Raw genomic sequence first — 18,454 nt, 5'->3', positions numbered from 1 at the left:
GTTGCGTTGGAGGCACCTGAATGGCATGGATCTGGCTCATCATCGCTGGCCTGTTTGAAATGACCTTTGCTGTCTGCCTCAAGCTGTCTGACGGCTTTACCAGACCGCTCTATACAATAGCCTTTATCATCACAGCCTTGCTGTCACTTTACTTCCTGACCAAAGCCATGGTGTCCATACCGCTTGGTACAGCCTATGCCGTGTGGACGGGGATCGGAGCTTCTGGCATCGCCATCCTTGGCATCTTCCTCTTTGGAGAACCAGTCACCTTCCTCCGCCTCTTCTTCATAGCCATGCTCATCGCTGCAATCGTCGGGCTGAAGTTTGTTTCGAATGGGTAGGTGGGTAGAGAGACAGATTTTTTAGATACGCTCAAAGTGGGCATCAAACATATCGGCCAACTCTTGCGAAGCTCTGATCGAACCGGGTGATTGCCCGCCGAAGCTGCCACCAACACAGAACAGATTGTTCTCCAGTATCGCTGTGCGTAGCATTTCCGTTTCCAGAAGTGTTAATTTCGGCTTGTAGCACACCACTCCGTGTATCTTATGCGTCTCTTTCATGTGTCTGATATGCTGCGAATATTCCTGCAGATCATGCAGAAGCAAGACCCTCACTTCAGGCATATCTTTAGCGCTTAAATCTGCTTTCTGAAATGGAACTTATAGTTCCTTCCGAAGCCAACAGCAGAATGGCCACGATAAAGTATTGCTGCGATTGGACCACTGGTTATGTACGCTAAGTGCTGACTACTTTTGCAGATAAAGTTGCCTTCAAATTCTGCAGAACTCAGCTACCTATTTCTAACTGCAACAATCTCGTATCCGCTCTCCAAGAGGTCAGCACTGATGGCCTCGACAAACCTTTGTTGATTAGACGGGTCTGGCTTAACGAGGATCATGTTGTGTTCCATCAAGGCTCCTCCCGTCAGCAAGCTGCCTAACCGCCTAGATTGTTACCAGATTATTATCCAAAGTTTCGACGACCTCTACGCGTGCCGGGTCTCTCAGCAGTTTTGCAAACTTATATTTAAAGCTACCACCGGAGAGCTCGACAATTTGTTCTGATACCCAGGACGGATCTAGCATCGTCTCTGTATCTTCCTCGGTATCAGCCCAGAATGGCGTTTGAATTCCCGACGGTGCTGCGACAAGAACTTTGCCGAGGCCTTTGTCACGCACGAGTGATGCGCCTAGCATTCCTAGAGCAGATTTGGTCGCGCAATATGCTGGCTCCAACTCACGAGGCGTATACTGCGAACTGGAGGTGATGAGCATGATCTTAAGAGGATGATCTGATCTTCTTTTCAGGCGCTGTAGCAACATCATAGGTGCCAGCAGTCCGACATTGACCATAGTCCCGAGTTGATCATCAGCAAGCTCGTCAATATGCCCACGTTGAAGGAAACCTGCGGCGTAGATAAGCGTATGAACATTGTTGAAGCCGTCCAACACCTGATCGATGTCACGGGCTAACTGAACCGGGTCATCTGTCATCGAGAGTTTTTGAAAGGCTGCTCCTTCAAGCTCAGGATTTTGGCGCCCAGTAAGCCCAACATTATGGCCTTCTTTTACATAATGCTTCGCCAGCTCAAGACCTACGCCAGACGTACCACCAACAATCAGAATATTCTTTTTCACGAAATGATGCTTTCTCAGATTTGCATTGAGCTTCAAAGTTTCTGGTCAGTTAAAGGAGATTGAAGCGTAGGTCCGAAACGATTCTGCAGAGCGTCCTACTCACTTGCTCCCTCGATTTCCAAGTGTTAACACTACCACCATCAGCTGCAACGTATTGGCATCATCTTCATTTGCGAAAAAAATCAGATCATATTTCTTTGCATCGGCAAAAAGACGTTCGGTGGGGGACTGGGTAGAAACCTATCAAGCGGTTACCGGGGATGTGGTGAACAAAGCCTATTGCCCGCCCGTAGAGAACTTTTCTGCATCTGTAAGCGCCCGATTTCTTCCAGATGCCAGCCTTTGTCTGATTTCCGGTGGTCACTATTATGTCGAGCGAACTGAGAAGCGAACTGCACAAGACAACATCGATGTGTATTGCATTCAGTTCTACTGCCATACCGGAGGAAGCGAACTTGAATGCTCCAAAGGGAGCTTTGGACTGCAGAGCGGTGATCTGATTTTTTATGATGCTACACAGCCCATGTCTGCACATCACGCAGATTATCAACTTTGCAAGTTGATGCTGCCACGCGAGAAGTTGAGTGGTTACATTTCAGCCCAGCGTAGCCACCCTATCCAGATCTTTCGCGGGAATTCTACTCCCTTGCCAATCATTCGGCAATTGATGCTCAGTCTCAGCACAGAGATCAACACGCTTACGGATGACCAATACACCAGCATTGTTGATTGCATCGCAGAGTTGGTCGGACAGATCGTGTCACATCAAGACAATGAAAACTCCAGCTTTACACTTTCCCGTTCAGTTCAGCATCTCCGCAGACTTCAAGTAAAAGGCCTGCTCCGACACAACTTATCTAACCCTGATCTGAGCAGTGATGATCTTGCCCACTTGATGGGTATTTCGCGAAGTACCCTTTACCGTCTGCTTGATCCAATGGGAGGCTTTGCGAAGTACCTACGCACCATGCGGTTAGCTCGGGCCCGCCAGCTCCTACGCCTGCAAAATCGGAAAGAAATTGGAGAGCTCGCTGAGGCGTGTGGCTTTAAGCACTTATCGACATTTTCCAAGGTGTTTCGAAGCGAGTTTGACATGAGCCCCAGTGAAATGCGGAATGAACTGCATCGGAGCAAGGGGACTCCGCTCAATACTTATATTCATTGGGCCAAAGCACAATAATTTCTGTGTGCACGAATTTAAACTGTTGATAAATAAAAGAAATCACCTCTTCACTGACAACACCTGAGTGAGGCTTACTTTTGCTTCATCGTGTCAAATGAGCCCAAAGACCTCCGAACTATTTTCTCTGGTGTTTCATGGCAGTCCTTAAAGGTGAGCTTTTCCGTAATTGTCGGACACTTCATTTTTGCCAGGACTTCAATTTATGCTCATCAGTGAATGAAACATATATTTGCAGTGCTCTCTATCTCGGTACTTTTGGATGATTAGCGGCCAAGATTGAGCCTCGCTTTTTCGGACTCTTATTGCTCATGCACTTTTCACCTTTCTCGTCAGAATTTCGTCTAGCAGGTTTGGCGCTTACTTTATTTTGGTCACCTTTTACCATCACAACGAGCCTTGCACAAAGCCAGCTTCAATGGCCACCTTTGGAGGTGGTCACTTCTTTACCTCACCCACAAGACCCTTCTGTAACTCTCTCTCTTGCTAACGCTATCAATGCAGATGGGACAATAGTCGTTGGCGTACAGGGCCTGGCAGGGGCCTCTAGCGCAGCTGTCTGGAATACAACTCAGTCCCCCCCTGTCCTTCTTGGCAATCTTCCAGGATATTCGAGCTCATTTGCGACAGGGGTCAGCGCTAATGGGCAAGTTGTTATTGGCAACTCTATAAAATATTCAAATTCGAGTGTGGTACGTGCATTCCGTTGGGAGGGAGGTCACTTACAGGACCTTGGACACCTTCCTGGAGGAAACGAGGCATTTGCAACCGCGACCAATGCATCTGGAGAGATTGTGGTGGGCAACGCAGATAATTCCAACGGCCTCACACGCGCATTTCTTTGGCAAAATGGCATCATGCAAGACCTAGGTACGACTGGGGGCGCTAGTGAAGCAGCAGCAGAAAATGTAAATGCCGATGGAACCGTAGTCGTCGGCACTTTAAATAAAGGAAACCAGATCTCCGGAGCGTTTCGATGGCAAAATGGCCTGATGGAAGAACTCAATCCTCTCACAGGGGATGTTGAGGCTGATGCAAAAGATGTAAGTGCTGATGGGCGGATCATCGTAGGGCATTCTGGAGACCGCAGCACTCCCAATGCCACGAGATGGGTCAATGGCAAAGTTGAAAGTTTGGGGACTCTTCGCGGAGATTCCTACTCCTATGCTTTGGGGGTAAGTGATAGCAGCGGTGTTGTTGTCGGCAACTCAATCGGAGCTGCCAGAACACGCGCATTTCGATGGCAAAATGGAGAAATGAAAGATCTCGGCCAACTGACAGGGGCTGTTGCTACTCATGCGATTGACATTAGCGCTGACGGTTCAACGATTACCGGCTACTCATATGATGGAACCACGTACAGCGCCTTCATTTATCGCACAGCTATTCAAGATCTCACTAACGTGCAAGCTTCTGCCATTGAGGTCGCAAATGAATTTGCGAATGCCGTGGATCTGAATAGTCATTTAGCGAGGAAGCTTAGGGAGGAAGAGTGCCACATTTCGCAGGGCCGCAATGCCTGTTTGGGTGTTCGGGCTGGCGCAACTAGTTTGTTTCAGGGGACCAATGCTTTTGGTGGTAGTTTAACTGGTGCGGTCAACATCAGCGATGCTTTCAAACTCGGTGCAAGTGTTGGGACCTATGGAGAAGGGAATACTGGTTCAACGTTGGGCTTGAATTACGGTATTGGCGTCGGTGCATTCGCCGAGTATTTGATTGGTTCGTTTCCTCTCGGTTCTAAGGATACGCCTGTTCGTGCCCGCCTTGATGGGGCATGGCTTTATAGCGATGCAGATGTCACGCGTGGGCAAGATTTCACTGATGTACAGGTAGGAAGGGGCTCCACTCATTTCAGCAGCAGGACTGTGGGCGCACGACTTATTGCTGACCATCAATTCTCAGAGAATTTCATGATCTCCCCCTATATCGGTGCATATTGGGAGAACACCTATCAAGCTGGATATGACGAGCAAACAGAGCTGGACACCATCGCCCATATTCACGGTAGCTCAACAAGTGCAGCCGCTGGTGTCTTTGGCCTCCGGTCCCGATTTTCAGTTTTTGAGCAACTGGAACTCGGTTTTGGTTTGCAGGGTGAAGTGGACTTCTTTGCAGATGACGTAGAGGTATCAGCTTCTACCAATATCCCCGGTCTGGCACATTTTTCTGTTGGTGCAGATCGTTCAAAGAACAGAGCTCGTTTTGTTGCCGAAGCAAGTGCAGCCTATAATATGACTGAGCAAAGCCGTGTTGAGGTCTTGGGGAAGGTCTTTTCGGCCCGTTATCAGGACAAGCTTGGAGGCGATCTTGCTGTCAGGTTCTCAAGCAGTTTTTAAGTGCGTGGCATACATCGTCACTTTAGCTACCGGTATTGCTTCGTAGTTTCTTTCATCAGGTCGCGGGTCCATTTGATCATTGGGTCGTGGTGGTAGCGCTCGTGCCAGTAGAGGAAGAATTCCTGGTGATGGTCTTTGAGGAAGTCCGGCACTGGGGAGGAAACAGTGTTGTGGCCGGTGTAGATTTGGGTGTCGAAGATGGAAGGCACCAGAAAGAGCATGTCGGACTGGCCGCAGAAGTGCATGGCCGCAAAGAAGCTGCCGATTTTTACCGCGACGTTTCTTTTGTGGCCCAGCACTGCCAGTTTCTCGTCAATGATACTGTGTCCAGAACCCGTGATCATAATCGAGATATGGTCCTGACTGAGGTAGTCCTCAAGCGATATAGGCTTGCCTGCAAGAGGATGGTCTTTGCTCATCAGGCAGACGTAACTGAAGCGGCCCAGCGAGAAACGATGAAGCTGGCTTGTCGCTGATGCTGGGGTTTGGCCAGACAGGACAAAATGCGCCTCTCCACTTTCCAGCGGTTCGAACTGATTGCGGATGTCACTTTTCAGCTCGAGCTTTAAGCCGGGAGCATCCTGCTTCATACGCTGTAGCAGTGGCGGCCCGTAGAGGTTTACCTCCAGCTCCGGGCCTGAAAAGCGGATGGTTTCTTCCGCAGTGGCCGGGTCAAACTGCGGTTTAGCGATGACGTCCTTTATCGTTGCCAGAGCAGAGGGGAGTAGCCTTTGGATCTCCATGGCTCTTTCCGTCAGTTCATACTCTCCGGCAATGCGCACCAGTAATGGATCTTGCAGGGCATCACGCAAGCGTTGCAAAGCACGGCTCGCTGCGGGTTGGCTCATGTGCAATTGCGTGGCAGCAATAGACACGTGGCGTGTTTCCAGCAGCTTCTCCAAAACGACGAGGAGGTTCAGATCTACATTGCGTAAATTCACCTGACGCATAATGACTATACCTTACATGCATTAGACGAATGACACATAGCTGAATAGACAGGTGCTGTCGAACTCACAGTGCAGGAAAAAGGAATTTGCAATGAGCGTGCAGAGCAAGGTCATCGTCGTTTATCATAGTGGGTATGGTCACACTCAAGTCCTAGCAGACGCCGTGCTGCAAGGTGCATTGGATGCTGGTGCAGATGCTGAGCTGATGTCAGTCGGCACATTAGATGATGTAAACTGGGACAAGCTGGCGGCGGCTGATGCCCTTATCTTTGGCTCGCCAACATACATGGGCAGTGCGAGTGCGCCGTTTAAAGCCTTTATGGATGCCAGTTCCAAAGTTTGGATGGAACGTGGCTGGGTCAATAAAGTTGCTGGAGCGTTTACAGTATCGGCTTCTCGCAGTGGCGATAAACTTGGCACGCTAACACAGCTGAGCGTGTTTGCTGCTCAACATGGCATGATCTGGGTTGGGCTGGATCTGATGCCCGGCAACAACAGCAGTACAGGTTCTGAGGAAGATCTCAACCGTTTGGGCAGCACACTCGGCGTCATGGCACAGGCCAATGCGGACGAAGGACCGGAGGTTGTTCCACCGAAAGCCGACAAAGATACAGCCAAAGCACTTGGTGGCAGAATTGCGAAGGTGGCAGTATCCCTCACCCTTGTGAGTGAAGCGGCTTAACCCTTAATTCACTGCAATTGCAAGTGCTTGGATTTGTGCGGGCGCAGGTGCCATCTCTTCACCTCATTTTTGGACAAACTCGATACGTATAAGAGCAAATTAAAACACAAGATCACTGTATCGGGTTTGTCTATGAAAAAAAGAAAACGCATTATCCTTTCCATTGACGGTGGCGGAGCGCGCGGCCTTATTCCCATTCGTCTGCTGCGCGGCCTTGAGACCAAATTATATGAGCGCGGAAAATCCGCTCCTCTTTGCCGATACTTTGATTTGATCTGCGGAACATCCAGCGGCGGCCTGATTGCTGCCGGGCTGACGGCGCCGAACCCAGACCGTGACAAATCCGGCCAGCCAGCGATGACGCTCAGCGAACTGCAAGAGTTTTTTGAGATCGAAGCCCGCGAGCTTTACATGAACAACCGCAGGCACTGGCTGCCTCGACGCCTCTACCATACTTTCGGGCAGTTCAATAAGGGCATTCAGGAGCGGCCCATTGAACAAGCTATCAAGCAGCATATTGGCTGGAGTGCGCTTTCCTGCAGTATGACGGCTATTCTGCTGACTGCGTATGACCTGAAAAACCGCCGTGTTGTTTCCATGAGCAACAACACAACTGGACGGGACGACTATTACTTCTGGCAGGCTGTGCGGGCAACGACCTCCTCCCCATCGTGGTTTGAACCAGCCCGCGTTGAGAACCTGACGACCGGCGATGAAGAAATCATGATTGACGCTGCCGGCTTCCTGAATGATCCAGTTCTTGCAGCCTATGCAGAGGCACGTCGTCATGGATGGGCGCCTAAAGACATCATTATTCTCTCGCTTGGCTCAGGTAATCCGGTTGAAGAGAAGCATAGCTTTAATCAGGCAGTGAACTGGGGCACGAGTGGCTGGCTTTCTCCTGAAGAAGGCACGCCCCTGCTTTCTAGCTATATGCATGGGCAAACGGCCTCCACGGGACAGTATGCTGACGTGCTGTTTAAAGACATGCCGGGGATTGAGTATATTCGCCTCAACGCTGATCTTCCACACTTTGGCAGCGACATTTATAGCGTGCGTCCGGGCGAGGTGCTTCAGCTCAACCGCATTGCAGATGACCTCCTTTCCGGCCACGGAGATGAACTCGATAAACTGGCAGATATTATGGAAGAAAGGCAGGATGGCCCTGGCTTTTAGGCTTCACAATCCTTCCGCCCCTGCTACAACCACTAGGACGAATAGTGAAAGTGATTCACGCTATAGCCGTGGATCCATCGGAGGGATCATGTTTGGGTTGAGAGGTCATCAGCGCACAATTGCCTTAATGGCTGGTGGAATTGTTGTGAGCCTACTTTCTGCTGGTGCTCATGCTGTGCCTCTTCCTGACACGAAGCCTCCGCTCTCTGCTAAGGATTATCGCGACGCCCTGAAAAAGCAGCCCGAATTTCCGGGAGCTGCCAAGTATCACTTCGGGCACAAGAAAACACCTGCCAAAACGAAACCTCTCTCCTTTGGCAGCTATGCAAGAGGTTGTGTTGCAGGGGCTGTCTCTATTCCTAAAGACGGTGAGAACTGGCAGGTCATGCGCCTGTCTCGTAACCGCAATTGGGGGCACCCTGTTCTCATTGATTTCCTGAAGCGTCTGGCTGCTGATGCACCTGATCTGGGCTGGAATGGCTTGCTGGTTGGCGATCTTTCGCAGCCGCGTGGTGGCCCGATGTTGACGGGTCATGCTTCTCATCAGATTGGGTTGGATGCTGATATCTGGCTGAGACAAATGCCAGACACACGCTTCAGCGCCAAGCAGCGCGAGTCAGAGAGCGCAATTTCCATGCTGAATGGCAACCTGAGCAAACCGGGGGCGGACCGCCGCGTCAACCCGAAACGCTGGACGAATGCCCATGCAAAACTAATCCGCCGCGCTGCCCAGGACGATGGTGTGGCTCGCATCTTTGTAAATCCGACAATCAAGAAAGCACTGTGTGAGTTTGAGAGTGCTGATCGCGACTGGTTGCGCAAAGTACGGCCCTGGTGGGGACACCACTATCACTTCCACGTACGGATGGCCTGCCCAGACGGCAGCACACAGTGTAAAAATCAGGCCGTGCCACCTGCTGGCGATGGCTGCGGCAAAGAGCTGACTTATTGGCTTTCTGATACTCCCTGGGTTCCTAAGAAGCCGAAACCAGGTGAGAAACCAAAACCACGCAAGCCAAAGCCTCCGCTTGCTGTTGCTGACCTGCCTAACAACTGTGCAACGGTTTTGAGGTCGGAGTAAGGTTGGCACGCACATGGTGATGTAGCTGATCGAACAACCTCCAGTTTATTCAGCGGTGACTGCTTTCTTGTACTGGAGTTTAATCCATGCCTTTCGAAAGAGGCTGAAGTAGAAAAAACCATATTCATGACCGTAGAGAACTCCCCGGCACGTTTGCAAGCAAACTACTGAGTTCATTTACTCCACCATCTTAGGAGATGAGTGGTTGCTCAGTACAGATTTGCACTTTTTAGACAAGCGGTGTCGGCAGAAACCGGTATTCTTCGAGCTAGCCAACTGACAGAGTATTCATAATCAATGCATCATGACATAGATGAATTATGATCATTCATAGTAAGCTCTATATGAATACGTAAACAGCGCCCAACCTGCTAAAATACATCCAACACGCTTACAACATTAAAATTGTAGTAAAATCAAATAAATTCAAGTATTTGACTCCACATACAAACACGTTTACTTATTTCTCAGCTCATGTAAGAGCTAGATTTTGCTACCTACAGATATGATGTCTGTTGTTTCAGTGCGCATGCTGATTTCAATAGCAATTTATTGATATTCTGTAGAGGTATTCATTATGGATGTTAGTGGCGTTCGCTTATCCTTTTCATTTACTAATTTTGCCGGAAATTATGACCCTGCTCCAGTTATGACGCAGGACGAAATTGCGATTGGTCTGCTTCAAGACATTGTTCGGTTTACGCCAGACAACGAGCTTCGACAGAAAAGTCAAAATGCAAAAACTGAGGCTGAAAACAGCAACGACCCAGCGAAGAAAGCCATAAGCAAAATCTTTGAAGTCCTTGTTGGGCTTAATCTTGACGCAATGGACAACGTCATACAGTCATATCTATCGCAGCAAGACCGTAAGGCTAAAGCTATTCAGAAATTCTTTGATATATCCAAAGATTGGACAGATCCGAATAGTGAAGTTGTTTTCCGAGAGGTTATGAGCGCAATCAATGCCAGTGCAAAGACCGGCGATCCTATTGCAATCGAGATAAAAAAAGCGATGCAAGACGGCACGCTCCAGATGGAAGATATGGCGGATTATGGGTTTGAGACAAAATCTGATTACATCGTCTATCTAAATCCTGATGGAGAGTATGTCGTAGGAATGTCTTCGATTACTCACGTTGGAGAGTATGCGAGTGCTGATAGTCTGTTCGCAGATCTCACCTATGTAAATGACGAAGGTCGTTCAATTGATAAGAGAACAGGCCACAACGCGTACTATGTGCAAGTTGCCAAAAATCTGGCCTTCTACTTCACGTGGCCCTAAAGATATTCGCCATTCATTCTTCTATGATTGGACATATATATCGGGGAGCGCTATCGCTCCCTTTTTCCTCAATCATGCATGTACGCAGCTGGGGCTTTGTCGTTGTTCAGGATGAGCGTCATCAGGGTCAGGTCCAGCCAGCGGCCGAATTTGAAGCCGACTTGGGGGAGCTCTCCGCTGACTTTGAAGCCGTAGCGTTCGTGCAATCGGATTGAGCCTTTATTGTCGCTGTCGATGGCACCGATTAAGACGTGTTTCTGATCTTGTTTTGCAAGTTCGATCAGTTTTTCAAGCAATACGGATCCAGCCCCTTTTCCACGAGATTGCGGCGTTACATAAACTGAATGCTCCATGGTTTTGTTATAGCCTGGCTTCTCACGGAACGGGCCATAACTGCCGTATCCCAGCACATTACCGTTGTCGTCTTCAGCCACGATGATCGGAAACCCGCCAGCAATCCTGTTTTCGAACCAGGTCTTACGGTCTTCCAAAGTCTCCAACGCATCCGTCCAGATTGCAGCCAGAGTTTTGACTGCATCATTGTGAATTTCCAGGATGACAGGAAGATCAGAGTTGGTTGCATGACGCAGTTTCATGGAAGCCCCTTTAAAATGCCCGGTGCAAATAACGCTAGAGTGAAGGTATGCGTGTTGCCCCGGAAATCTACTTTTTGCGTAGTTTTGATAGATACGCCTTAACTTTCAGCAGAATTGTCATATTTTACGACAGGCCTCAAGAACACACCGCGCGCAAACACTTGAGTTTATTGCAGGATAGTCTGGGATCTGGAGTTAAAACCGAGCAGACATCAGATAGGTAAAATTTACTAAACATCAAATTATTTTACGTAAATTTAACCATAGTTTTTGATGATTACATCAAATTTCAATGGTTGATTTTAAGGTTATCAATTAATTACTGCACCTACGGGTAGTCGTTACTTAACAGAGAGTAAACACGTTACTCAGCAGCAATTATCTCACTCCTTGAATATCAATCTGCTTACACTTTCATATCTGGAGTATTTGAAGTGAAACAGGTTCTGTGTATTTCCACCCTTATTGCGGGCGTTGGATTAATAATTACCGGAGCATCCGCTGCGCAGGCTCAAGACAGTGGCATGTATATCTCGCTCAAAGGCGCAAAGGCATTTTCACTTCGTAGCACCTTTGACCCAATCGGAGGTGTGCCAACTGATAGCTATGATTTTGACTATAAAAGCGAATGGTCGGCAAGCACTAGCCTTGGATATAGGTTGAATGAGTATCTTCGTCTTGAAGGTGAACTAGGATATCTTGTCAACTCGGTCAAAGATATGAGCAGTGACACCATTCCAATCGATTACAGCTCAAGAGGAAAAATCTTTGCCAGATACACTATGGCAAACATACTTGCTGATTTTGCTCTTACAGATCAGCTGACGGCCTTCGCGGGAGGTGGTATTGGCATTGCAAAGCCAGATATGGATAAAACAATCCTCTCAAATGCGCTCTTGGGTCAGACACGGCAAATCGAGATCGAAGATCAATATGTTTTTGCATGGAAACTCACTGGCGGCCTTTCTTATGAGGCGTATGAAAACACTCACCTTTTTGCAGATTATACTTACTTCCAAACGGCCGATTTTGACATCAAGCAAAAAACAACCCAAAGCGGCGTTTCAGTAGAAAACACACTGGAGTCAGATCTAAGTTCTCACCTTATCGGCGTTGGTCTTCGCTATGATTTTTAGCGGGTAACATATGTAAGAACTTCGCTAATTTTCACTATTGACAGAGGCGGCAGGTTGCCGCCTTGTTTTGCGCGTAGCGACTACTGGTAAAATCATCAGACTTTATAGATACCAGACAAGTTATATCATTGTAATTGATACCTATATTTTACATGTTCTGTGAATTACACCATTAATTATTTGGTAAGACTTGTCTATTTGCGCGAATCTCCCTTTCAGGACTTCAGGAGATAGTGCGCAATGGGAAAGTTTTCCTCTACTGTGATCATGTTAGTTTCTGCGTTATTGGCGACAGGAGCACTCTCTGCCCGTTCCTATGCTGCGGATTTGGCGGCGGCTGCGCAAGAAGCAGCGGCAGCAGCGGCTGAAAAGGCGGCGATGGGCATGTTTCCACTCAAACCTTATGCAGGTGCAAAGGGCTTTATCTCTTACGCACCAGACGGAGACTTGAATACATTTGGGACAGGTCGGACACGATTTATCGATTATAATATTGGATGGAATGCAGCAGCCTTTGGTGGAGTAACAGCTGGAGATTTCGTCAAACTACAGCTAGACACTGGCTACATCAGTAACGGCATATCAAGCCTTTCTGGAGTGCCGGGTGGAAGTGGGACTGTTGCTGCAGCTTATGTTATGGGGGGCATCGTATTATCAGCCCCATTGTCCCCGTTAACAAAGAAAGTCATTCCGTTTGCCGGTATTAGCGTTGGTGCAGCTTTTCCAGTTATCGGCACAATTACCGGCGGCAACGGCACGGATGCATTCACATTGAAGGGTGAGCAATCAACGGTTGCAGCACTCCTCGCACGAGGCGGAGTGACAATCGCAATAAACCCAAAGCTGGGTGCAACACTAGAGTACGGTTTCTTCCAAACTGCAGATTTCACACTTAGTGCATCTGATAATATCTCAAGTACAGGCTCCGCATCTACGGATATTTCAGCTCATTTGTTTGGTCTTGGCTTTGAGTATCATTTTTAGCCAGATAACAGCGAAAACCTGAGAGAAAGCCAATTGCTATTCACTTTATTGGCTGGAAAACGGCAAAAAAGCGCGTGGGCGCTTATTATGTGCTTTGCCATAGAGCAAAGCAGTGGTAATTGAGCGCCCATGACGACCAAAACTTTGTCCAATATTCGCAATTTCTCGATTGTCGCGCACATCGACCACGGTAAGTCCACCCTGGCCGATCGCCTCATCCAGTCTACCGGCACTCTCACTGATCGTGAGATGACGGAGCAGGTTCTCGATTCCATGGATATCGAGAAGGAGCGCGGCATTACCATTAAGGCTCAAACCGTTCGCCTGATCTATAAGGCAGATAACGGTGAAGAGTACACGCTGAACCTGATTGATACCCCAGGTCACGTGGACTTTGCCTATGAAGTTTCTCGCTCCCTTGCTGCGGTGGAAGGCTCCCTGTTGGTGGTTGATGCCTCCCAAGGTGTGGAAGCGCAGACGCTTGCGAACGTCTATCAGGCGATCGACAACGACCACGATATCGTGACCGTTCTCAACAAGGTTGACCTGCCTGCTGCCGAGCCGGATCGCATCAAAGAGCAGATCGAAGATGTGATCGGCCTTGATACGTCTGACTCCGTGATGATTTCAGCGAAGACCGGACTTGGTATTCCTGATGTTTTGGAAGCAATCGTCAAACAGCTTCCTGCACCAAAAGGCAATCCGGATGGCCCGTTAAAGGCTATGTTGGTGGACAGCTGGTACGATACGTATCTTGGTGTGATGGTTCTGGTTCGCATCATCGACGGTGAACTGAAAAAAGGCGACACCATCAAGATGATGGGCACTGGCGCTGTTTATCCAGTTGACCGCGTTGGTGTGATGACCCCAGCCTTCGTTGCAACGGACCGCCTTGGACCGGGTGAAATTGGTGTTCTGACAGCTTCCATCAAGGAAGTTGCTGATACCCGTGTGGGCGACACCATCACTACGGATAAAAAGGGCTGCACCGAAGCACTGCCGGGCTTTAAGCCTGCTCAGCCTGTTGTGTTCTGTGGTCTCTTCCCGGTTGATGCCAACGACTTTGAAGACCTACGCTCTGCTATGGGCAAGCTGCGCCTCAATGATGCGTCATTTTCCTATGAGATGGAAACATCGGCTGCGCTTGGTTTTGGTTTCCGCTGTGGCTTCCTTGGTCTGCTGCACCTTGAGATTATTCAGGAACGCCTGTCCCGTGAGTTCAACCTTGATCTGATCGCAACAGCGCCATCTGTTGTTTATGAGATGGAGATGACAGACGGTTCTCAGTTTGAGATGCACAACCCTGCTGATATGCCGGATGTTGTGAAGATCAAAGAAATCCGCGAGCCATGGATCCGTGCGAACATTATGACACCAGATGAGTACCTCGGTGCCATCTTGAAGCTGTGTCAGGATCGCCGTGGTGTGCAGGTTGACCTTTCCTACGTTGGGTCTCGTGCAATGGTCACTTATGACTTGCCGCTCAACGAAGTGGTCTTTGACTTTTATGACCGCTTGAAGTCCATCTCCAAGGGCTACGCTTCGTTTGATTATACAATCAGCGAATACCGTGCTGGTGATTTGGCCAGGATGTCCATTCTGGTGAACGACGAGCCGGTTGATGCGCTTTCCGTGCTGGTTCACCGGTCACAGGCGGACAAACGCGGCCGTGCGATGTGTGAGGTTCTGAAAGAGCTGATCCCGCGGCACATGTTCAAGATTCCTATTCAGGCAGCACTTGGTGGCCGCGTGATTGCGCGTGAGACCCTTTCTGCCCTGCGTAAGGATGTGACCGCGAAATGTTATGGCGGTGATGCTTCCCGTAAACGCAAGCTGCTGGACAAGCAGAAGGCGGGTAAGAAGAAGATGCGCCAATTCGGTAAGGTTGAGATCCCTCAGGAAGCGTTCATTCAAGCGCTGAAGATGGATGACTGAGCACCGGTCTTGTTTTAACAAGATCAAACGATCCAGTGAGTCGTTTGAAGGTGCGAAGGCCGCGCGCGAGTAAGCAGCTTTTCTGCGGCGAGCTGGCGAGCAAAAGGAACGGTCGGGCCAGTAGGCTCGACGCAATGATCCAGTGAATCATTGCGAGTTTCGAAGGCACGCGAGGGTAAGGTGCAAAGCACCGTCGAGCGGGCAAGCAAAACCTCAGGACAGGTGAGCTTTGCGGCAAGCCAACTTTACGGCAAAGAATTTTAAGGCGGCCTCTGGTCGCCTTTTTCGTGAAACAACGATCTAAAGGCCTTTAGCCATGTCCCTTGAGAATGACCTGCGCAGCCGCGCAGACGATAAATGCGAGCTTTGCGGTGCGACAGAGGATCTTGCTGCAGTCGCAGTTGGTCCGGATAGCGATGGCAGTGCAGAAAAATCCATTCTGGTTTGCGGCACTTGCTCCGCGCAGTTGGAGAGTGAAGCTGAGCTGGATGTGAACCATTTGCGCTGCCTGAATGAGAGCGCATGGAGCACTGAGCCAGCGGTTCAGGTGAGTGCATGGCGTCTGCTTGGCCGCCTCTCCGGTGAGGCGTGGGCACGAGACCTACTGGATACGCTGTATCTGGATGAGGAAACGCTTGAGTGGGCTCAGTCCGGCATGCCAGCGGCAGAGGATGAAGACGCTATCGTGCACAAGGATACGCACGGTGCTGTGCTTTCTGCTGGTGACACCGTGACGCTGGTCAAAGACCTTAAAGTCAAAGGCGCGGGCTTCACTGCTAAGCGCGGCACAGCGGTGCGGAACATTACTCTGGTGCAGGATAATGCAGAGCACATCGAAGGCCGCGTCAACGACCAACGCATTGTTATTCTGACGGAATTCGTAAAGAAGTCCTGATGGGTTAGAACTGAAAGCCTAAGACGTAGAAAGCGGCCTAAATGGCTGCTTTTTTTATGACGCAAACTCCTCGTTTGAACGCCTGACCTGCCCAAAATCACCAGAGCACATTTGCATAAGGCGCCGTTAGGCTAGTTCTCTCCGCCATTACGCTGCAGGCGGACCTGCGTGTGTAACAAGATCTGCTCGGGGGTTAAGCGCAGGAGGGGTTGGTTGTCTTTCCATTGATAGAGGCTTGAGCCGAGGTTTGAGGTTTCGATGCGGTAGTGGCGGCCGCCTTGGCGGGCGTACCAATCTATGCGGTCTTTGTTGAACCATTTGTTGGTCTTGAGTGGGTGCAGCATGGTGAGGTTGCCGGGGTAGTCGGCGAGGAGCAGGTCTATGGCATTGGCGGCATCGGTTTCTTCAGCAACACGATGAACTTCGCAGATCTGCGGTTTCCTGATGGTGGCGAAGCGTTTGCCGACATGGGCGTATTCATTGAAATGTGCCATGCTTTCATTTTGCGGCAGATAATCAAACACCACGATGGCACCATCACAGATGGAGGAGAAATAGAAGGATTTGTTGGTGTATTGGAGCGTCACCCGCTGCGGTTGGTTGGCGATTTTGCGTTGAACGGTGTTGCCGCTTCCTGTCAGGTACTCGTTGCCCTTCTTTTTTTGCAGTGCGAGGCCGAGGCCAATCAAGTAGTCATCATCAAGAAAACGCGCGGGTATGGACCTGTGCGGCTTCCTGTTTGAAGCTGCTGGCTGGCCAGAAAATACATTCCTCCCAAAGCTTGTATCCATGTCTGTTCCCCGTCCCCACAAGTGGTCGATGTTTCAAACGTGGAACAATTCCTAGGCAAAAGCAGTCCTTCAAATGCCTCAGATGGATAGTCTCAGGTCACATCTAATGGGGTGGATCTCATGGTCTCCCACCGTCTCAGCCGTGGTCTTCCTCTTTCTGGTTCACGAAGATCAGCCCCAGAAATGCGATGATGCTGATGTTGTAGGAGGTGTCTATGGCCCCTCTCCCGAGTGGAGATTGCCATGCGAGGAACCACTCTCCTGCTCCTGTTACAAAGATGCCAAACCAAAGCAGAATGGCGATGCAAAAGCCGAAGGAGACGGTGGATTTGGAGCGATTGAATGAGGCCGCTGGCCGATGAATGCTGGCCAGCATGCGCAAGCTTCCCAGAACCAGCAAGAGAGCAATGAAGCCTTCTATGGCCAGAATAATGGTGAGGAAGGTGGGTGCGGTTTCCAGAGGAAACACAGCCCGGAATTTGGGGCTGGTTGGGAACGTGCCCACCATGGAAATGACGCTTTCAATATACGCCAGATTGGCCGGTGCATCCTGATAATTGTTGAAGCAGACCAGAGCAGCAAAACCGCCGAACGCCAAGGAGACCAGAACTTTGATCAGTCGAAGAAGCATGGGACTACCCACTTTTTCGCCAGTAAAGCAGATTGGCGCTAATGCGTGGTTAGGTGCTCTCGTCAGCTCTGGTCTTTTTCATTTGCCCTTTGTTAGTGGAGCGGCCTGCCTCAAGAAATATCCAGAATCTCAGGCCACAAGACCGCGTTTTGCTTGGCGAAGGCCTTCAGATGCCCAACTTCCTTGAGCTCGAAGTCTGCCGGATTAAGGATTTGTCGCGTGACCTGCGCATCTTTGTAGAGAGGCGGAAGGCGTTCAACTGAGGCATTGGGGGCAAGATCATCATCGGTGAACGACATGATTTTGATCGGGCCAGTGAAGGGCTTCGGGTTCATGGAAGGTAAAGCACTACCGATGTCATCCTTGAAGAAGGTTGGAGAAGTGCACCATTTACGCCATTGCCAGTAAACACCAGCAGGAATATCTGCGCCGATCCCAAGTGCCTTACCAGGCAAATAACCTTTCATACGTGTGACAGCTGGCCCTAGCAAATACCAGAAGGCAACAACAGTCAGGAAATATGGCATATGGTGGTCACGCCAATAAACCTGACCGCAGGCAACTGTGGTGACCTTATCGACCATGTCCAGGTTTCGATGGAATGGCAACATGAAGCCGCCAAGAGAGTGACCAATCACGTGAGTGCTGGGCGTATCAGCCAGTTTCAGCAGCGCATCAAAGGCAGCTTGCTGATCATACAGGCCCCAATCAGACATCGTGGCGGAAGAGTTGCGTGGATGTATCTGTTTAGAGGCGCCAAAGTCGCGATAGTCATAGGTGAGGCAGAGATGGCCCTGCTCTGCAACCCAGCGGGCAAATTTTGCATAAAACAACTGCGGCACACCGGTTGCGCCGTGAATAATGACTGAGGATTTTGGGTCACCCACTGGCCAGTAGGCTTTGCCAATCAGTGTGGCCCCTTCGCTGGGAATTGTGATTGTTTCCACGCGCTGCTCACTTTCAGCCATCATTTCTTCCAGTTGCTTCATAGCGGTATCTTTTCAACTTACGATAGCCGCATAGGACCACATATTAACGTATAGGTAAAGTCAGAAGGTAAAATATACCGCTCGCTTTTAAGAGAAGGTTTCATGAGTTCATTCTCGGAAACTCTCTGATTTCAGAGCATGTTGTGTAATTTGTTAGAGATAGGGCTCAA

18 protein-coding genes are annotated in these 18,454 nt (G+C 49.6%); 11 read left to right on the top strand and 7 right to left on the bottom strand.

All coding sequences use genetic code 11. The features are described from left to right. Nucleotides 1–20: 20 nt before the first annotated feature. The gene (locus tag PsW64_RS26205) at nucleotides 21–341 is read left to right on the top strand and encodes a DMT family transporter (protein ID WP_057464218.1); all 321 of its coding nucleotides are present in this window, start codon (nucleotides 21–23) and stop codon (nucleotides 339–341) included. Nucleotides 342–362: 21 nt separating this feature from the next. Here PsW64_RS26205 and PsW64_RS28375 read toward each other — a convergent pair whose 3' ends face one another. Both PsW64_RS28375 and PsW64_RS26195 read right to left on the bottom strand, forming a co-directional pair. Next, nucleotides 363–494 carry a hypothetical protein gene (locus tag PsW64_RS28375; protein ID WP_275078097.1) on the bottom strand — a complete coding sequence of 44 codons (132 nt, stop codon included), beginning with the start codon at nucleotides 492–494 and terminating at the stop codon, nucleotides 363–365. A 453-nt stretch (nucleotides 495–947) separates the two neighbouring features. Further along, nucleotides 948–1,640 carry an SDR family NAD(P)-dependent oxidoreductase gene (locus PsW64_RS26195; protein WP_063305534.1) on the bottom strand — a complete coding sequence of 231 codons (693 nt, stop codon included), beginning with the start codon at nucleotides 1,638–1,640 and terminating at the stop codon, nucleotides 948–950. 220 nt (nucleotides 1,641–1,860) lie between these two features. On the opposite strand from PsW64_RS26195, the gene PsW64_RS26190 reads away from it, so the two are divergent. Both PsW64_RS26190 and PsW64_RS26185 read left to right on the top strand, forming a co-directional pair. After that, the gene (locus tag PsW64_RS26190) at nucleotides 1,861–2,820 is read left to right on the top strand and encodes an AraC family transcriptional regulator (RefSeq protein ID WP_063305533.1); all 960 of its coding nucleotides are present in this window, start codon (nucleotides 1,861–1,863) and stop codon (nucleotides 2,818–2,820) included. Nucleotides 2,821–3,131: 311 nt separating this feature from the next. Next, a complete protein-coding gene (locus tag PsW64_RS26185) occupies nucleotides 3,132–5,156 on the top strand; it encodes a hypothetical protein (RefSeq protein ID WP_082831230.1) in 2,025 nt (674 codons plus the stop codon). Between the two features lie 26 nt (nucleotides 5,157–5,182). On the opposite strand, the gene PsW64_RS26180 is transcribed toward PsW64_RS26185, so the two are convergent. Next, complete coding sequence (locus PsW64_RS26180) at nucleotides 5,183–6,106, bottom strand: LysR family transcriptional regulator (protein WP_063305531.1); 924 nt, start codon at nucleotides 6,104–6,106, stop codon at nucleotides 5,183–5,185. 91 nt (nucleotides 6,107–6,197) lie between these two features. Here PsW64_RS26180 and PsW64_RS26175 point away from each other — a divergent pair, with 91 nt between their 5' ends. From PsW64_RS26175 to PsW64_RS26160, 4 genes are all read left to right on the top strand, one after another. Then, nucleotides 6,198–6,788 carry a flavodoxin family protein gene (locus tag PsW64_RS26175; protein ID WP_063305530.1) on the top strand — a complete coding sequence of 197 codons (591 nt, stop codon included), beginning with the start codon at nucleotides 6,198–6,200 and terminating at the stop codon, nucleotides 6,786–6,788. Between the two features lie 132 nt (nucleotides 6,789–6,920). After that, complete coding sequence (locus PsW64_RS26170) at nucleotides 6,921–7,964, top strand: patatin-like phospholipase family protein (protein ID WP_063291314.1); 1,044 nt, start codon at nucleotides 6,921–6,923, stop codon at nucleotides 7,962–7,964. Between the two features lie 88 nt (nucleotides 7,965–8,052). Continuing rightward, a complete protein-coding gene (gene mepA, locus PsW64_RS26165) occupies nucleotides 8,053–9,045 on the top strand; it encodes a penicillin-insensitive murein endopeptidase (RefSeq protein WP_063305529.1) in 993 nt (330 codons plus the stop codon). A gap of 577 nt (nucleotides 9,046–9,622) precedes the next feature. Next, nucleotides 9,623–10,327 carry a hypothetical protein gene (locus PsW64_RS26160; protein ID WP_063286719.1) on the top strand — a complete coding sequence of 235 codons (705 nt, stop codon included), beginning with the start codon at nucleotides 9,623–9,625 and terminating at the stop codon, nucleotides 10,325–10,327. Nucleotides 10,328–10,395: 68 nt separating this feature from the next. On the opposite strand, the gene PsW64_RS26155 is transcribed toward PsW64_RS26160, so the two are convergent. Next, nucleotides 10,396–10,923 (bottom strand): GNAT family N-acetyltransferase, encoded by a 528-nt coding sequence (locus PsW64_RS26155; RefSeq protein WP_063286718.1) that lies wholly within the window; start codon nucleotides 10,921–10,923, stop codon nucleotides 10,396–10,398. A 434-nt stretch (nucleotides 10,924–11,357) separates the two neighbouring features. On the opposite strand from PsW64_RS26155, the gene PsW64_RS26150 reads away from it, so the two are divergent. The 4 genes from PsW64_RS26150 to PsW64_RS26135 all read left to right on the top strand — a co-directional run bounded on the left by PsW64_RS26150 (nucleotide 11,358) and on the right by PsW64_RS26135 (nucleotide 15,873). Further along, nucleotides 11,358–12,059 carry an outer membrane protein gene (locus tag PsW64_RS26150; protein WP_193757868.1) on the top strand — a complete coding sequence of 234 codons (702 nt, stop codon included), beginning with the start codon at nucleotides 11,358–11,360 and terminating at the stop codon, nucleotides 12,057–12,059. Nucleotides 12,060–12,299: 240 nt separating this feature from the next. After that, nucleotides 12,300–13,043, top strand: a complete 744-nt coding sequence (locus PsW64_RS26145; protein ID WP_063305527.1) for an outer membrane protein — start codon at nucleotides 12,300–12,302, stop codon at nucleotides 13,041–13,043. Nucleotides 13,044–13,172: 129 nt separating this feature from the next. Then, complete coding sequence (gene lepA / locus PsW64_RS26140; protein ID WP_063305526.1) at nucleotides 13,173–14,978, top strand: translation elongation factor 4; 1,806 nt, start codon at nucleotides 13,173–13,175, stop codon at nucleotides 14,976–14,978. Between the two features lie 316 nt (nucleotides 14,979–15,294). Beyond that, complete coding sequence (locus tag PsW64_RS26135) at nucleotides 15,295–15,873, top strand: PhnA domain-containing protein (protein WP_063305525.1); 579 nt, start codon at nucleotides 15,295–15,297, stop codon at nucleotides 15,871–15,873. Nucleotides 15,874–16,004: 131 nt separating this feature from the next. Here the strand turns inward: PsW64_RS26135 and PsW64_RS26130 are convergent, their stop codons facing one another. From PsW64_RS26130 to PsW64_RS26120, 3 genes are all read right to left on the bottom strand, one after another. Then, nucleotides 16,005–16,664, bottom strand: coding sequence for a hypothetical protein (locus tag PsW64_RS26130; protein WP_063305524.1), 660 nt, complete (start codon nucleotides 16,662–16,664; stop codon nucleotides 16,005–16,007). 136 nt (nucleotides 16,665–16,800) lie between these two features. Further along, on the bottom strand, nucleotides 16,801–17,295 hold the full coding sequence (locus PsW64_RS26125) for a DUF2165 domain-containing protein (RefSeq protein WP_063305523.1): 495 nt from the start codon (nucleotides 17,293–17,295) through the stop codon (nucleotides 16,801–16,803). A gap of 110 nt (nucleotides 17,296–17,405) precedes the next feature. Then, nucleotides 17,406–18,284, bottom strand: a complete 879-nt coding sequence (locus PsW64_RS26120; RefSeq protein ID WP_063305522.1) for an alpha/beta hydrolase family protein — start codon at nucleotides 18,282–18,284, stop codon at nucleotides 17,406–17,408. Nucleotides 18,285–18,454 lie beyond the last annotated feature (170 nt).

Source organism: Pseudovibrio sp. W64 (genome assembly GCF_001623145.1).
Taxonomy (GTDB): domain Bacteria; phylum Pseudomonadota; class Alphaproteobacteria; order Rhizobiales; family Stappiaceae; genus Pseudovibrio.
This window is presented reverse-complemented; position numbering and strand designations above follow the sequence as displayed.

Excerpts from the sequence above, each read along its gene's own strand:
- PsW64_RS26205 (WP_057464218.1), top strand. The coding sequence starts at position 21 with ATGGCATGGATCTGGCTCATCATCGCTGGCCTGTTTGAAATGACCTTT.
- PsW64_RS28375 (WP_275078097.1), bottom strand. The coding sequence starts at position 494 with ATGCTACGCACAGCGATACTGGAGAACAATCTGTTCTGTGTTGGTGGC.
- PsW64_RS26185 (WP_082831230.1), top strand. The coding sequence starts at position 3,132 with ATGCACTTTTCACCTTTCTCGTCAGAATTTCGTCTAGCAGGTTTGGCG.
- PsW64_RS26180 (WP_063305531.1), bottom strand. The coding sequence starts at position 6,106 with ATGCGTCAGGTGAATTTACGCAATGTAGATCTGAACCTCCTCGTCGTT.
- PsW64_RS26175 (WP_063305530.1), top strand. The coding sequence starts at position 6,198 with ATGAGCGTGCAGAGCAAGGTCATCGTCGTTTATCATAGTGGGTATGGT.
- PsW64_RS26170 (WP_063291314.1), top strand. The coding sequence starts at position 6,921 with ATGAAAAAAAGAAAACGCATTATCCTTTCCATTGACGGTGGCGGAGCG.
- mepA (WP_063305529.1), top strand. The coding sequence starts at position 8,053 with ATGTTTGGGTTGAGAGGTCATCAGCGCACAATTGCCTTAATGGCTGGT.
- PsW64_RS26160 (WP_063286719.1), top strand. The coding sequence starts at position 9,623 with ATGGATGTTAGTGGCGTTCGCTTATCCTTTTCATTTACTAATTTTGCC.
- PsW64_RS26155 (WP_063286718.1), bottom strand. The coding sequence starts at position 10,923 with ATGAAACTGCGTCATGCAACCAACTCTGATCTTCCTGTCATCCTGGAA.
- PsW64_RS26145 (WP_063305527.1), top strand. The coding sequence starts at position 12,300 with ATGGGAAAGTTTTCCTCTACTGTGATCATGTTAGTTTCTGCGTTATTG.
- lepA (WP_063305526.1), top strand. The coding sequence starts at position 13,173 with ATGACGACCAAAACTTTGTCCAATATTCGCAATTTCTCGATTGTCGCG.
- PsW64_RS26135 (WP_063305525.1), top strand. The coding sequence starts at position 15,295 with ATGTCCCTTGAGAATGACCTGCGCAGCCGCGCAGACGATAAATGCGAG.
- PsW64_RS26130 (WP_063305524.1), bottom strand. The coding sequence starts at position 16,664 with ATGGATACAAGCTTTGGGAGGAATGTATTTTCTGGCCAGCCAGCAGCT.
- PsW64_RS26125 (WP_063305523.1), bottom strand. The coding sequence starts at position 17,295 with ATGCTTCTTCGACTGATCAAAGTTCTGGTCTCCTTGGCGTTCGGCGGT.
- PsW64_RS26120 (WP_063305522.1), bottom strand. The coding sequence starts at position 18,284 with ATGAAGCAACTGGAAGAAATGATGGCTGAAAGTGAGCAGCGCGTGGAA.